This window comes from Noviherbaspirillum suwonense (assembly GCF_900182955.1).
In the GTDB taxonomy this organism is placed as follows: domain Bacteria; phylum Pseudomonadota; class Gammaproteobacteria; order Burkholderiales; family Burkholderiaceae_D; genus Noviherbaspirillum_A; species Noviherbaspirillum_A suwonense.
Map to the genome: position 1 here is coordinate 12,560 of NZ_FXUL01000014.1, position 14,010 is coordinate 26,569.

Sequence of the window (14,010 nt, forward strand, 5' to 3'; positions counted from 1 at the left end):
GTTTGCGGGGTCAGGCCGGCTTCCAGCCGGGCGTGGGTTTCAGGTCCAGCCGGGCCAGGCGCAGGATGTCGATGCACAGGTCTTCGTAGCTGACGCCCGCGGCGCGCGCCGACATCGGCACCAGCGAATGGCCGGTCATGCCCGGCGAGGTGTTGATCTCGAGCAGGAAGGGCGCATTGTCGACGTCCCGCAGCATGAAGTCGACGCGGCCCCAGCCGCTGCAGCCCAGCGCGCGGTACGCCTCCACCGCCAGCGACTGGATGCGCGCGGTCAGCGCCGCGTCCAGCGGCGCCGGGCACAGGTACTGGGTTTCATCGCTGAAGTACTTGTGCTCGTAGTCGTAATTGCCCTGCGGCGCGCGGATCTCGACGATCGGCAGCGCGTGGGCATCGCGGCCCGCGCCCATCACCGGCACCGTCAGTTCGCGGCCGCTGATGAATTCCTCGGCCAGCACGGTGTCGTCGTAGCGCACGCAGTTGTCGAAGCCGGCCTGCATCTCGCTTGCCGAAGCGACCTTGCTGATGCCGATGGTCGAGCCTTCATGCGGCGCCTTGAGCATCAGCGGCAGGCCGAGCTCGCTGGCCACCGCATCGAGCTGCGCCGGGCTCGCGTCCTTTTCCAGCACCATGAAGCGCGGCGTTGGCAGGCCATGCGACATCCAGACGCGCTTGCTCATGGTCTTGTCCATCGACAGCGCGCAGGCCATCACGCCCGGCCCGGTGTACGGGATGCCGAGCTGCTCGAGCGCGCCCTGCAGCGTGCCGTCCTCGCCGTAGCGGCCGTGCAGCGCGATGAAGACGCGGTTGTAGCCCTGCTCCGCCAGCTGCGCCAGGTTCTGCCGCGCCGGGTCGAAGCCATGCGCATCCACGCCCCTGGAGCGCAGCGCGGCCAGCACGCCTTCGCCCGACATCAGCGACACTTCCCGCTCCGCCGAACGGCCGCCGTACAGCACGCCGACCTTGCCCAGCTCCTGCGCCAAGGTCGGGGTAGTCATGCGGCCTCCTGTGCCGGCCGGGCCAGTTGCGCCAGCTGCGCCGGCACGCCGGAAATCGAGCCGGCTCCCATGGTGATGACGACGTCGCCGTCACGGACGACATCGGAAATCGTGGCGCTCATTTCTGCAATATCCTCGACAAATACCGGCTCGACCTTGCCCAGCACGCGCAACGCATGCGCCAGCGCGCGGCCGTCGGCGGCGACGATGGGCTGCTCGCCGGCCGCATAGACTTCCGCCAGCACCAGCGCGTCCGCCGACGACAGCACCTTGACGAAATCCTCGAACAGGTCGCGGGTGCGGGTGTAGCGGTGCGGCTGGAATGCCAGCACCAGCCGGCGGCCCGGGTAGGCGCCGCGGGCGGCCGCCAGCGTGGCGGCGGTCTCGACCGGATGGTGGCCGTAGTCGTCCACCAGCGTGAAGCGCACGCCCGACGCGAGCGTGATGTCGCCGTAGCGGGTGAAGCGGCGGCCGACGCCGTTGAATTCGGACAGCGCCTTCTGCGTCGCGCAGTCGTCCACGCCGAGTTCGCGGGCGATGGCGATGGCGGCGCAGGCGTTCTGCACATTGTGCATGCCGGGCTGGTTCAGGCTGATGTCCATCGGCGCGTAGCCGTCCTGGATCACGGTGAAGCGCATGTGGCTGTCGACCGCGCGGGCGTCGATGGCCCGCACCTGCGCCTTCGCGTCGAAGCCGTAGGTCAGCACCGGCTTGGAAATGAAGGGCATGATCTCGCGCACGTTGGCGTCGTCGACGCACAGGATGGCGACGCCATAGAACGGCAGCCTGTTGGTGAATTCGATGAAGGCCTGCTTCAGCTTCGCGAAGCTGTGGTCGTAGGTCTCCATGTGGTCGGCATCGATGTTGGTGATGACCTCGATGACCGGCGACAGGTTCAGGAAGGACGCGTCCGACTCGTCTGCCTCGGCGACGATGAAGTCGCCGGCGCCCAGCTTGGCGTTGGCGCCGGCGCTGGTCAGGCGGCCGCCGATGACGAAGGTCGGGTCCAGCCCGCCCTGCGCCAGCACGCTGGCGACCAGGCTGGTGGTGGTGGTCTTGCCGTGGGTGCCGGCGATCGCGATGCCGCTTTTCAAACGCATCAGCTCGGCCAGCATCATCGCGCGCGGCACGATGGGGATGCTGCGGGCGCGCGCGGCCAGCACTTCGGGGTTGTCGGGCTTGACCGCGGTCGAGGTCACGACCGCATCGGCGCCGTCGACGTTGGCGGCCTGGTGGCCGCGCGTGACCCGAGCGCCCAGCTGCGCGAGGCGCTCGGTAGCCGCGTTGCCGCCAAGGTCGGAACCGGACACGGTATAGCCGAGGTTGAGCAGCACTTCGGCGATGCCGCTCATGCCGCTGCCGCCTATGCCGACAAAATGAATGTTCTTTACTTTATGTTTCATGCTTTTCCTGGCGTTGCCGCCAGCTTTTCCAAAATATCCGCGATGGTTTCATTGGCGTCGCGCCGGCCCTGGCGGTAGGCCGCCTCCGCCATCGCCACGCAGCCTTCGCGCGTCATGTCCGTCAGCAGCGTTGCCAGCCGCTGCGGCGTCAGTTCCGACTGCGGCAGGTACACCGCGGCCTGCTGTTTTTCCATCCATTGCGCGTTGTCGCGCTGGTGGCTGGTGGTGGACGCCACGAACGGCACCAGCACGCTGGCGATGCCGGCCGCGGTCAGTTCCGATACGGTGATCGCGCCGGCGCGGCAGACCACCAGGTCGGCCTCGGCATAGCGTGCCGGCATGTCGTCGATGAAATCCAGCACCTCGGCCTCGACGCCGGCATCGGCATATCCGCGGCGCAGCGCCTCAACGTGTTGCTTGCCGGACTGGTGCACCAGCTTCGGACGTTTTTCTTCAGGGATCAGCGCCATCGCCGCCGGCATCGCCTCGTTCAGCGCCTTCGCGCCCAGGCTGCCGCCGACGACCAGGATGTGCAGCGGACCGCTGCGGCCTTCGAAGCGCTGCTCCGGCAGCTGCATGTCGATGATCTCGCGGCGCACCGGGTTGCCGGTGACGGTCGCCTTTCCGGCCGCGGCGCCGAAGTCGGCGGGGAAGCCGAACAGCACGCGGCGCGCCAGCGGCGTCAGCGTGCGGTTCGACAGCAGCAGCGCGGCGTCGGCATTGACCAGCACGACAGGCACGCCGCGCAGCCGCGCCATCATGCCGCCCGGCACGGTGACATAGCCGCCCATGCCCAGCACCACGTCGGGCTTGCGCCGCGCCAGGATGCGCAGGCAGGCGGTGAAGCTGGCCGTCAGGCGGAAGGCGCCGCCCAGCGTATGCATCAGTCCCTTGCCGCGCATGCCGGAGAAGTCGATGGTGTCCATCGGCACGCCGTGCCTGGGCACCAGTTCGCGCTCCATGCCGCGCTCGGTGCCCAGCCATGACACGTCCCAGCCGCGCGCCTTCATGGTCGCCGCGATCGCGAGTCCGGGGAAGATATGGCCGCCGGTGCCGGCGGCCATCACCATCAGCCGCTTCATAGCCGGCCCCCGCGCATGCGGATGCGGTTTTCGTAATCGATGCGCAGCAGGATCGCGAGGCCGACGCAGTTGATCAGCACGCCGGAGCCGCCATAGCTCATCAGCGGCAGCGTCAGCCCCTTGGTCGGCAGCAGGCCCAGGTTCACGCCCATGTTGATGAAGGCCTGCACGCCGATCCATAGCCCGATGCCCTTGGCGGTGAGGCCGGCGAACGTGAGATCGATGGCGATGGCCTGGCGGCCGATCTCGAAGGCGCGCTTGATCAGCCAGTAGAACATCAGCACCACGACCAGCACGCCGGCATAACCCAGCTCCTCGCCGATCACGGCGAGCAGGAAGTCGGTGTGCGCTTCCGGCAGGTAATGCAGCTTCTCGACGCTGCCGCCGAGGCCAACGCCGAACAGCTCGCCGCGGCCGAACGCAATCAGCGAATGGGACAGCTGGTAAGCCTTGCCGAGCGCGTTTTCCTCGGTCCACGGATTGAGATAGGCAAAGATGCGCTCGCGCCGCCATGGCGAAAGCCCGATCACCAGGCCGAACACCACGACCAGCATGCTGGCAATGCCGCCGAACCAGATGCCGTTGATGCCGCCCAGGAACAGGATGCCCATCGCGATGCAGACGATGACGCCGAACGCGCCGAGGTCGGGTTCGAGCAGCAGCAGCAGGCCGACGCAGCCGACCGCCGCGGCCATCGGCAGGAAGCCCTTGGTCAGCTGGTGCATGTACTGCTGCTTGCGGACCGTGTAATCGGCCGCATACAGCACCATGAACAGCTTCATCAGCTCGGACGGCTGCAGGTTGAATACCTTGAACGAAAGCCAGCGCTTGGCGCCGTTGACGCCCTTGCCCAGGCCGGGCACCAGCACCAGGACCAGCAAGATCAGCGTGCCGACGAACAGGTAGGGCGCGGCCTTCTGCCAGGTCTTCATCGGCACCCGGAATGCCAGCGCGCCGGCGACCAGGGACACGGTAATGAACATCGCCTGGCGCACCAGGAAATGGTTGTTGTGATACGACGCGTACTTGGGCGAGTCGGGCAGCGCGATCGATGCGGAATACACCATGACCAGGCCGAACAGCATCAGCAGCAGCGTGACCCAGATCAGCACCTGGTCGTACTCGGCGATGCGCGGACGCTGGGCCAGCGCTTCCGACGACGGCGCGGAACGGGAGAAGAAGGAAGGAATCGCGAGTTTCATGCCATCACCTCACCGCGCGACAGCGCCAGTTCGCGCACCGCCTCGACGAACACTTCGGCCCGGTGCGCATAGTTGCGGAACATGTCGAGGCTGGCGCAGGCCGGCGACAGCAGCACCGCGTCGCCGGGGGCGGCCAGCGCCGCCGCCTGCTGCACCGCCGACTCCAGCGTGTCGCAGTCGATCAGTGTGACGCCGGCGCCGGCCAGCGCGGCCCGTATCGCGCCGGCGTCGAGGCCGATCAGCAGCACCGCGCGCGCATGGCGCGCGACCGGCGCGGCCAGCGGGCCGAAGTCCTGCCCCTTGCCGTCGCCGCCGGCGATCAGGATCAGCTGGGGCACGGCGCGCCCTGCCCCAAGGCCATTGAGCGCGGCCACGGTGGCGCCGACATTGGTGCCCTTGCTGTCATCGTAAAAGTCGACGCCGACGACGGTCGCCACCAGCTCGACCCGGTGCGGCTCGCCGCGGTAGTCGCGCAGCCCGTGCAGCAGCGGCGCGAGCGGCAGGCCGATGGCGCGGCATAGCGCCAGCGCCGCCAGCGCATTGAGCGCGTTGTGGCGGCCGCGTATCTGCAGCGCGTCGGCCGGCATCAGCCGTTTCAGGCTGACCGGCGCCGCGCTGTCGTCCTTCTTGCGGCGCTTGCGTTCGCCATCCTCGGCCGGAACCGCCTCGGTCAGCCATAGCATGCCGTTTTCCTGGACCAGGCCGAACGCGCCCGGCGTCGTCGCCTCGTCCGAACCGAAGCTCAGCAGCGGTGCGCCCGGCGCCGTCATTTTCATGACCAGCGGATCGTCGCGGTTCAGGATGCGCGCGGTGCCGGCGCCGAAGATCCTGGCCTTGTCCGCGGCATAGGACGCCATGTCGCCATGCCAGTCGAGATGGTCCTGGGTGATGTTGAGCACGGTCGCCGCATCGGGGTTGAGGCTGTATGTCGCATGCAGCTGGAAGCTCGACAGTTCCAGCACCCACAGCTGCGGCAGGTCGTCCGCATCGAGGCGCTGGCGCAGCATGTCGAGCGCGGCCGGGCTGATATTGCCGGCCACCTGCACCGACAGGCCGGCGCGCTCGGCCAGCATGCCGGTCAGGCTGGTGACCGTGGTCTTGCCATTGGTGCCGGTGACAGCCAGCACCCTGGGCGCATAAGCGCGTTCCTCGCGCAAGGCGGCCAGCGCCTGCGCGAACAGCTCGATCTCGCCCAGCAGTGGAATGCCGCGCTCCGCCGCCGGCGCCTGCAGGGCCGCCAGCTCGCGCCCCGGCGCCAGGCCCGGGCTGACCGCGATGAAGTCGACGCCGTCCAGCAGCGCCGCGGTGAACGCGCCGCCGATGAAGACCGCGTCCGGCGCCTGCGCCTGCAGTGCCGGCAGGCGGTCGGGCGCGGTGCGGGTGTCGGCCACGCGCACGGCGGCGCCGCAGCGCGCGAGCCAGAGCGCCATCGCGAGCCCGGATTCCCCGAGCCCCAGCACCAGCGCCTGTTTACCTTGGACGTTCATCATCGCAGCTTCAATGTGGAGAGGCCGAACAGCACCAGCATCATCGTGATGATCCAGAAACGCACCACGACCTGCGTTTCCTTCCAGCCCTTCTGTTCATAGTGATGATGCAGCGGCGCCATCAGCAGCACCCGGCGGCCGGTGCCGAAGCGCATCTTGGTGTACTTGAAATAGCCGACCTGCAGCATCACCGACAGGGTTTCCACCACGAACACGCCACCCATGATGAACAGCACGATTTCCTGGCGCACGATCACGGCGATGGTGCCCAGCGCGCCGCCGAGCGCCAGTGCGCCGACGTCGCCCATGAAGACCTGGGCCGGATGGGCGTTGAACCAGAGGAAGGCCAGGCCCGCGCCCGCCATCGCGCCGCAGAAGATGATCAGTTCGCCGGCGCCGGGAATATGCGGGATGAACAGGTAGCGCGCATAGGTCGCGCTGCCGGTCAGGTAGGCGAACAGCCCGAGCGCGGTGCCGACCATCACGGTCGGCATGATGGCCAGGCCGTCGAGGCCGTCGGTCAGGTTCACGGCGTTGCTGGTGCCGACGATGACGAAATAGGTTAGCGCGATGAAGCCCCAGACGCCCAGCGGATAGCTGATGGTCTTGAAGAAGGGCACGATGAAGTCGGCCTTGGGCGGCAGGTCCATCGAGAACCCGGAGCGCACCCAGCTCAGGAAGAGCTGCAGCACGTTGGCATTGCTGACGCCGGACACCGAGAACGCCAGGTAGAGCGCGGCGCCGACGCCGATCAGCGATTGCCAGAAATACTTTTCGCGGGACGTCATGCCCTTCGGGTCCTTGTGGACCACCTTGCGGTAGTCGTCGACCCAGCCGATCGCGCCGAAACCGAGCGTCACCACCAGCACCGGCCAGATGAAGCGGTTGCTCCAGTCGCTCCAGAGCAGCGTGGAGACGCCGATCGAGATCAGGATCAGCGCGCCGCCCATGGTCGGGGTGCCGGACTTGATCAGGTGGGTCTGCGGCCCGTTGGTTCGCACCGCCTGCCCGACCTTCAGCCGGGTCAGCATGCGGATCACCGCCGGGCCGGAGAACAGGCCGATCGCCAGCGCCGTCAGCGTGGCGAACACGGCGCGGAAGGTGATGAAGTTGAAGACCCGCAACGGGCCGAGTTCGTCCTGGAAATGTTGGGCCAGCCAGAGCAGCATGCTAGTGCGCCTCCTGCGCGGCATCGACTGCCAGGCGTTGGACCACGCGTTCCATGCGCATGAAGCGCGAACCCTTGACCAGCACGGTGGAGGACGGCGTCACGACCGACGATGCCGCATCGTTCAGCGTTTCCACGTTTTCATAATGGCGGGCGCGGGCGCCGAAGGCATTGCTGGCGCTGCCGGCAAGGTCGCCCAGCGTCAGCAGGTGGTCGATGCCGCGGCCGCGCGCATAGGCGCCGATCTCTTCATGGAACTTGCGGCCTTCGGTGCCGACTTCGCCCATGTCGCCCAGCACCAGCACGCGCGGCGCCGGCGCCTGCGCCAGCACGTCGATCGCGGCCTTCACCGAATCGGGATTGGCGTTGTAGGTGTCGTCGATGACGGTGGCGCCATTGCGCCCGGCCTTGTGCTGCAGCCGACCGCTGACGGGCAGGAAGCTTTCCAGGCCCTGCACGATGGCGCGCCGGTGAATGCCGATGGCAAGCGCGCAGGCGATCGCCGCCAGCGCGTTACGCACGTTGTGGACGCCGGCCGCGGCCAGCCGCAGCGGGAATTCGCGCTGGCCCACGCGCACCTGCATCAGGCTGCCGACGGCCTGGGGCACGTAGGTGCAGCTGACGCTGGCGTCCTGCGACAGGCCAAACGTCAGGACCTTGCGCTGGCCGCTGGCCTTGGCCAGGCTGCGCCACAGCGGCGTGTAGGGATCGTCGGCCGGGAACACCGCGATGCCGTTGGCCGGCAGCGCGCTGATCACGGACCCGTTTTCATGGGCGACCGCCTCGACGCTGGCCATGAATTCCTGGTGCTCGCGCTGCGCATTGTTGACCAGGCCCACGGTGGGCTGCGCCTGCGCGGCAAGCTGCGCGATCTCGCCCGGATGGTTCATGCCCAGCTCGATGACCGCGGCCTTGTGCGCCGCCTCCAGCCTGACCAGCGTCAGCGGCACGCCGATGTCGTTGTTGAGGTTGCCGCGGGTCGCCAGGTAGCGGTCGGGGCCGAACTCCGCGGCCAGGATCGCGGCAATCATTTCCTTGACCGTGGTCTTGCCGTTGCTGCCGGTGACGCCGATCAGCGGGATGTCGAACTGCCGGCGCCAGTAGGCGCCGATCTCGCCGAGCGCCGCACGCGTGTCCGGCACCAGCAGCGCCGGCAGCCCGAAGCCCGCCGGCAGTTTTTCCGCCACCACGGCGGCCGCGCCGCGCGCGGCCACGTCGCCGAGGAAGTCGTGCGCATCGAAACGCTCGCCGCGCAGCGCGACGAACAGCATGCCGGGGCCGACTTCGCGGCTGTTGGTGGACAGGCCGTGGAATGCAGCGGCCGCGGTGGCTTGTGCGGAATGGAGGCGGGTCTGCAGTTGCGTCAGGGAAGACTTGATCACAGCATCCCTTTCATCGTCACGCGCGCGGCCAGCGACAGCGCGGCATGATCGGCGTCGAGGAATGGCAGCTTGCGTCCCTTGATCTCCTGGGTAGTCTCGTGGCCTTTGCCGGCCAGCAGCACGACGTCGGCCCGGGCCGCGTGCTTGACTGCGTAAAGTATGGCTGCCGCGCGGTCTTCAATCACGTGCGGCGCGCTGTGCATTGCGTTGGAAATCTTCATGCCTTCAATAATCTGTTCAATGATGCCCGACGGCTCTTCGCCGCGCGGGTTGTCGCTGGTGACGATCACATGGTCGGCCGCGGTGGCGGCCGCGCCCATCTGCGGACGCTTGCCGGGATCGCGCTCGCCGCCGCAGCCGAACACGCACCACAGCTGGCCATGCCGCTGCTGCGCGACTTCGCGCAGGGTGGCAAGGGTTTTCACGAGCGCATCGGGCGTGTGCGCGTAATCGATCACCACGAGCGGCGCTTCCTGGCCGCCCAGTTGCTGCATCCGGCCGGGCACCGGCTGCAGCGCTTCGAGTAAATCAACCACTGCGCGCAGCGATGCGCCGCGCGCCAGCAGCACCCCGGCGATGCCGAGCACGTTACTGACATTGAAGTGGCCGACAAGTTGCGTGCGCACCTGGATTGCGCCCTGCGGCGTGCTCAGCTGGAACACGGTGCCGCTGTTGCTGGAACGAATATCGCTGGCGCGCAGCACCGGGACGTCGCCAGCGCTGGCGTCGGCGATGCTGTAGCCGATGATGCCGACCGCCGGCGCTTGACTGCGCAGGTGGTCCACCAGGCGCCGGCCCATCGCGTCGTCGAGGTTGATCACCGCGTGGCGCAGGCCGGGCCAGTCGAACAGCCGGCGCTTGGCCGCCTCGTAGGCCGCCATGTCGCCGTGGTAGTCGAGATGGTCGCGGGTGAAATTGGTAAACAGCGCGATGTCGACATGCAGGCCGTTGAGCCGGCCCTGGTCGATGCCGATCGACGACGCCTCGATGGCCAGCGCACGCACGCCGCTGCTGCGGGCCTGCGCCAGCCGGCGCTGCAGCAGCACGGCGTCGGGCGTGGTGTAGCCGGTCTCGCTGAAATTGCCGGCCATGCCGTTGCGATAGATGCCGGTGCCCAGCGTGCCGACCACCAGCGTCGGCTCGCCCTGCCTGGACAGCGCGCGTCCGAGCCACTGGCTGCAGGATGTCTTGCCGTTGGTGCCGGTCACCGCGACGACCAGCATCGGCGCATCGGGCGCGTCGTACCAGGCGTTCGCGAGCGGGCCGGCCAGCTGCTTGAGGCCGGCGACGGCGCGATGCGGCACGTCGGGCGCGGCATCCCATTCGAAGCCGTCGCCGTCGTCGAACAGCACCGCCCTGGCGCCGCGCTGCACTGCCGCGCTTATAAAGTTGCGGCCGTCGGCGCTGTCGCCGGGATAGGCAAGGAACACGTCGCCGGCCGCCAGCAGGCGCGAGTCGGACGTCAGCTGCGCGGCGGGCGCGAACGAACGCAGCCAGTCGACCAGCGCGACGATGCCCGCTGCCGCGTCCGCCATTACATGCTCTCCTGCGGCACGGTGGCGGGCACGATGATGCTGGTGACAGTGGAATCAGGCCCGACGTTCATTGCGCGCAGCGCGCTGCCGGCGATTGCGGAGAAAACCGGCGCCGCCACTTCGCCGCCGTAGTGCGCGCCGCTGGGCTCGTCGATCATCACCGCAATGATGATGCGCGGGTCGGACGCCGGCGCGAAGCCGACGAAGGACGACACGTACTTGCTGACATAGCGGCCGCCGGCGATCTTGTAGGCGGTGCCGGTCTTGCCGGCGACCCGGTAGCCCGGCACCTGCGCCTTGGGCGCGGTGCCTTCGGGACCGGTCGCGGTTTCCAGCATCGCGCGCATTTCGCGGGCGGTCTTCTCGGTAATGACGCGCTGGCCGACCGGCGGCGCCGACAGCTTCTGGAAGGACAGCGGGATCAGGTCGCCGTCGCGGGCAAAGATGGTGTACGCATGCGCCAGCTGCAGCAGCGAGACCGAGATGCCGTGGCCATAGCTCATGGTCGCCTGCTCGATCGGCCGCCACGACTTGAACGGCCGCACCCGGCCCGCGACGGCGCCGGGGAAGCCGAACTTGGGCTGCTGGCCAAAGCCGACGGTGGTGAACATCTCCCACATTTCCTGCGGCTGCATCTGCAGCGCGATCTTGGCGGTGCCGACGTTGGACGACTTCTGGATGATCTGGGTGACGGTCAGCGGGCCATGCGCATGCGAGTCGCCGATGGTGGCGGTGCCGATGGTCAGCTTGCCGGGCGCCGTCTGCACGACGGTGTTGGGCGTGACGCGCTTGGTGTCCAGCGCCAGCGCGATCGCGAAAGGCTTCAGGGTCGAACCCGGCTCGAAGGTGTCGGTAATGACCCGGTTGCGCAGCATCGCGCCGGTCAGGATGGAGCGGTTGTTCGGGTTATAGGTCGGCAGGTTGGCCAGCGCCAGCACTTCGCCGGTCTTGATGTCGACGACCACCACGCCGCCGGCCTTGGCCTTGAACTTGTCGACCGTTTCCTTCAGGTGCGTAAACGCGATGTACTGGATCTTGCTGTCCAGCGACAGCACGAGGTCGCGGCCGTCATGCGGCTCGCGCACCGCGGCGATGTCCTCGACGATGCGGCCCAGCCTGTCCTTGATCACGCGGCGGCTGCCGGTGACGCCGGCCAGGGTTTTCTGCATGCCCAGCTCCATGCCGTCCTGCCCTGCATCCTCGACGTTGGTGAAGCCGACCACGTGGGCGGTCACATCGGCCTGCGGGTAGAAACGCTTGTATTCCTTGCGGGTCTCGATGCCGGCGATCTGCAATTTAACGATCTTGTCCACCGTCTCCTGCTCGACCTGGCGCTTCAGGTAGACGAAATTGCGGTCGGAGTCGAGCTTCTTGCGCAGTTCGGCCTCGGGCATTTCCAGCAACGCGGACAAGGCGCGCAGCTTCTCGGGCGGCGCTTCCAGCACGTCGTCCGGTATCGCCCATACCGCCTTGACCGGCACCGACGACGCCAGCACCTCGCCGTTGCGGTCGGTGATCTTGCCGCGCGTGGCCGGCAGCTCCAGCGTGCGCGCATAGCGGGCGGCGCCCTGCTTCTGCAGGAACTCGGTCGACAGCCCCTGCAGCCACAGCGCCCGGCCGGCCAGCGCCAGGAAAGCGGCGAACATGATGAACAGCACCAGGCGCGAACGCCAGGCGGGCAGCTTCACGTCCAGCAGCGGGCTGGCGGAAAACGGCACGCCGCGCGCGGTGGCGCGGCGCGGATTGGGACGTGGCACGGCCGCCATTACTTGGCCTCTCCGGTGATGTATTGCGTGCGGGCCGGGGTCAGCGGCACCATGTTGAGGTCACGCCGCGCATTGGCTTCGATGCGTGCATGCTTGCCGAGCGTGGACTGGTCCAGCTGCAGCTGCGACCATTCGATCTCGAGCTGGCGGGTCACTGCCTGCGCGCGCTCGATCTCGATGAAGAGCCGGCGCGCCTGGTACTGGGCATTGACCAGCGACAGCGCGCTGCAGGCCAGCAGCGTGGTCAGCACCAGGCTCAGGCGACCGGTCATTTCGGCGCTCCGGCTTGCGGCGTATAGGGGAGACGGACGGCGACCCGCATCACGGCGGAGCGTGAACGCGGGTTGTCGGCGATTTCGGCGGCGGACGGCTTCATTTTGGCAAGCAGCTTCATTTCCGGCTGCGGCAGGTCCACCGCGCGTATCGGCAGGCGGCGGTCGGGTTGGTGCGCAGTGGCCCGGGCGGCGAGGAATTGCTTGACCATGCGGTCCTCCAGCGAATGAAAGCTGATCACAGCCATCCTCCCGTTCGGAGCCAGGCAGCCAAACGCGCCGCGCAAGCCTACTTCGAGTTCTTCAAGCTCCCGATTGATGAAAATCCGGATAGCCTGAAAGGTGCGAGTTGCCGGGTCCTTGCCTTTCTCGCGGGTCTTGACGGCGCGTGCCACGATCTCGGCAAGCTGTCGTGTGCCTGAAATTGGCGCGACTGACCGGCTAGCAACAATCGCCTTTGCAACCTGAAAAGCAAACCGTTCTTCCCCATAATCCCGTACCACCCTCTCGATAATCTGTTCGCTCGCCGTTTCCAGCCACTGTGCCGCCGAGATCCCGCGCGTGGTGTCCATGCGCATGTCCAGGGGGCCGTCCATCCTGAAACTGAATCCCCGCGCCGCGTCGTCCACCTGCGGCGAGGAAATCCCCAAATCCAGCAAGATGCCGTCGACCTGCGTGACGCCGCGTTCCGCCAGCGCCGCTGCCATCGTGGCAAAGCTGTCATGCACTACTTCAAATCTGCTGTCGGACTGCGTCAGCGCATGGGCGGAGGCAATTGCCTGCGGATCCTTGTCGAAAGCGATCAGACGCCCGCGCGGGCTCAGTCGCTCCAGAATCCGGCGGCTATGCCCGCCACGGCCAAACGTGCCGTCCACAAAGATGCCATCCGCGCGCGCGCCTTCGATCGCCAGTGCGTCGACTGCTTCTTCCAGCAGCACCGTACGGTGCTGCAACTCTGGCACCGTGTTTTCTGTCATCACGGTCTAGAAGGAAAAGCTGTTCAACACATCGGGCATGCCGTCCGCCACTGCCTGCGCCTCGCTCTCGGCGAGTTTGGCCGCATCCCAGATCTCGAAATGGCTGCCCATGCCGAGCACCATGACCTCCCGCGACAGCCCGACTGCGCTGCGCAGCTCCGGCGCAATCAGAATGCGGCCGGCGGAATCCATTTCGACATCCGACGCGTTACCCAGAAAAATCCGTTGCCAGGCCCGTGCCGACATTGGCCATGCTGCAATCTGCTCGCGGTGGGCTTCCCACACCGGGCGCGGAAAAAACAGCAGGCAGCCGTGCGGATGCTTGGTCAGGGTGACCCGTCCCTCGCATTGCACTGCCAGCGCGTCACGATGCCGGGAAGGAATAGTCATCCTGCCCTTCGCATCGAGAGTTAGTGCGGACGCGCCTTGAAACACCCTGGATTCCTCTGTTTATAATTTTTGCTACTTGCCACGGTGCATTATTTCGCCGCGTCCTGCCTTGCCAACTCACCCACAAAAAGACACTTTTTCACACTGCCGCCCACTTTAGTGGATGCTCTATTTGCGGTCAAGGAATATCACAGGCTGAAGATGCATTTTCTCTAATGAAGTCAAGGACTTAGCAGATTTCGTTTAAGAACTACGTTTACCCTTATTTTTATAAAAATCAATGACTTGTGCACTGTACTGAAAGTTACTTCTGAAGCAAACACATGTGTTTAAAAATTTACCATAAGAAACA

At 66.9% G+C, this 14,010-nt stretch carries 12 protein-coding genes; all 12 read right to left on the reverse strand.

Annotated features, from left to right (window positions below; all coding sequences use genetic code 11):
• Window positions 1-10: 10 nt before the first annotated feature.
• The 12 genes from QOL82_RS16980 to mraZ are packed head-to-tail and all read right to left on the reverse strand — an operon-like array spanning window position 11 to window position 13,703.
• Window positions 11-994 (reverse strand): D-alanine--D-alanine ligase, encoded by a 984-nt coding sequence (locus QOL82_RS16980; protein WP_283443493.1) that lies wholly within the window; start codon window positions 992-994, stop codon window positions 11-13.
• Window positions 991-2,397 carry a UDP-N-acetylmuramate--L-alanine ligase gene (gene murC / locus QOL82_RS16985; RefSeq protein ID WP_283443494.1) on the reverse strand — a complete coding sequence of 469 codons (1,407 nt, stop codon included), beginning with the start codon at window positions 2,395-2,397 and terminating at the stop codon, window positions 991-993. The genes QOL82_RS16980 and murC overlap by 4 nt, the downstream gene beginning before the upstream one ends.
• Window positions 2,394-3,479 carry an undecaprenyldiphospho-muramoylpentapeptide beta-N-acetylglucosaminyltransferase gene (gene murG, locus QOL82_RS16990; RefSeq protein ID WP_283443495.1) on the reverse strand — a complete coding sequence of 362 codons (1,086 nt, stop codon included), beginning with the start codon at window positions 3,477-3,479 and terminating at the stop codon, window positions 2,394-2,396. The genes murC and murG overlap by 4 nt, the downstream gene beginning before the upstream one ends.
• A complete protein-coding gene (ftsW, locus tag QOL82_RS16995) occupies window positions 3,476-4,681 on the reverse strand; it encodes a putative lipid II flippase FtsW (RefSeq protein WP_283443496.1) in 1,206 nt (401 codons plus the stop codon). Before ftsW ends, murG begins: the two co-directional genes overlap by 4 nt.
• Complete coding sequence (murD, locus tag QOL82_RS17000) at window positions 4,678-6,168, reverse strand: UDP-N-acetylmuramoyl-L-alanine--D-glutamate ligase (protein ID WP_283443619.1); 1,491 nt, start codon at window positions 6,166-6,168, stop codon at window positions 4,678-4,680. Before murD ends, ftsW begins: the two co-directional genes overlap by 4 nt.
• Window positions 6,168-7,337, reverse strand: a complete 1,170-nt coding sequence (gene mraY, locus QOL82_RS17005) for a phospho-N-acetylmuramoyl-pentapeptide-transferase (protein ID WP_283443497.1) — start codon at window positions 7,335-7,337, stop codon at window positions 6,168-6,170. The genes murD and mraY overlap by 1 nt, the downstream gene beginning before the upstream one ends.
• Window position 7,338: 1 nt before the next feature.
• Entirely contained in the window at window positions 7,339-8,715 is a 1,377-nt protein-coding gene (locus QOL82_RS17010; RefSeq protein WP_430438504.1) for a UDP-N-acetylmuramoyl-tripeptide--D-alanyl-D-alanine ligase, read from the reverse strand.
• Window positions 8,715-10,253 carry a UDP-N-acetylmuramoyl-L-alanyl-D-glutamate--2,6-diaminopimelate ligase gene (locus QOL82_RS17015; RefSeq protein ID WP_283443498.1) on the reverse strand — a complete coding sequence of 513 codons (1,539 nt, stop codon included), beginning with the start codon at window positions 10,251-10,253 and terminating at the stop codon, window positions 8,715-8,717. Before QOL82_RS17015 ends, QOL82_RS17010 begins: the two co-directional genes overlap by 1 nt.
• Entirely contained in the window at window positions 10,253-12,019 is a 1,767-nt protein-coding gene (locus QOL82_RS17020) for a peptidoglycan D,D-transpeptidase FtsI family protein (protein WP_283443499.1), read from the reverse strand. Before QOL82_RS17020 ends, QOL82_RS17015 begins: the two co-directional genes overlap by 1 nt.
• Entirely contained in the window at window positions 12,019-12,291 is a 273-nt protein-coding gene (gene ftsL / locus QOL82_RS17025) for a cell division protein FtsL (protein WP_283443500.1), read from the reverse strand. Before ftsL ends, QOL82_RS17020 begins: the two co-directional genes overlap by 1 nt.
• Entirely contained in the window at window positions 12,288-13,268 is a 981-nt protein-coding gene (gene rsmH, locus QOL82_RS17030; RefSeq protein ID WP_283443501.1) for a 16S rRNA (cytosine(1402)-N(4))-methyltransferase RsmH, read from the reverse strand. The genes ftsL and rsmH overlap by 4 nt, the downstream gene beginning before the upstream one ends.
• Before the next feature lie 6 nt (window positions 13,269-13,274).
• Entirely contained in the window at window positions 13,275-13,703 is a 429-nt protein-coding gene (gene mraZ, locus QOL82_RS17035) for a division/cell wall cluster transcriptional repressor MraZ (RefSeq protein ID WP_283443502.1), read from the reverse strand.
• Between the last annotated feature and the right edge of the window lie 307 nt (window positions 13,704-14,010).

What these genes read in the sequence shown, in the direction of transcription:
- rsmH (WP_283443501.1), bottom strand. Translation starts at nt 13,268, where the DNA reads ATGACAGAAAACACGGTGCCAGAGTTGCAGCACCGTACGGTGCTGCTG.
- QOL82_RS17015 (WP_283443498.1), bottom strand. Translation starts at nt 10,253, where the DNA reads ATGGCGGACGCGGCAGCGGGCATCGTCGCGCTGGTCGACTGGCTGCGT.
- murD (WP_283443619.1), bottom strand. Translation starts at nt 6,168, where the DNA reads ATGAACGTCCAAGGTAAACAGGCGCTGGTGCTGGGGCTCGGGGAATCC.
- ftsL (WP_283443500.1), bottom strand. Translation starts at nt 12,291, where the DNA reads ATGACCGGTCGCCTGAGCCTGGTGCTGACCACGCTGCTGGCCTGCAGC.
- ftsW (WP_283443496.1), bottom strand. Translation starts at nt 4,681, where the DNA reads ATGAAACTCGCGATTCCTTCCTTCTTCTCCCGTTCCGCGCCGTCGTCG.
- QOL82_RS16980 (WP_283443493.1), bottom strand. Translation starts at nt 994, where the DNA reads ATGACTACCCCGACCTTGGCGCAGGAGCTGGGCAAGGTCGGCGTGCTG.
- QOL82_RS17020 (WP_283443499.1), bottom strand. Translation starts at nt 12,019, where the DNA reads ATGGCGGCCGTGCCACGTCCCAATCCGCGCCGCGCCACCGCGCGCGGC.
- murG (WP_283443495.1), bottom strand. Translation starts at nt 3,479, where the DNA reads ATGAAGCGGCTGATGGTGATGGCCGCCGGCACCGGCGGCCATATCTTC.
- murC (WP_283443494.1), bottom strand. Translation starts at nt 2,397, where the DNA reads ATGAAACATAAAGTAAAGAACATTCATTTTGTCGGCATAGGCGGCAGC.
- mraY (WP_283443497.1), bottom strand. Translation starts at nt 7,337, where the DNA reads ATGCTGCTCTGGCTGGCCCAACATTTCCAGGACGAACTCGGCCCGTTG.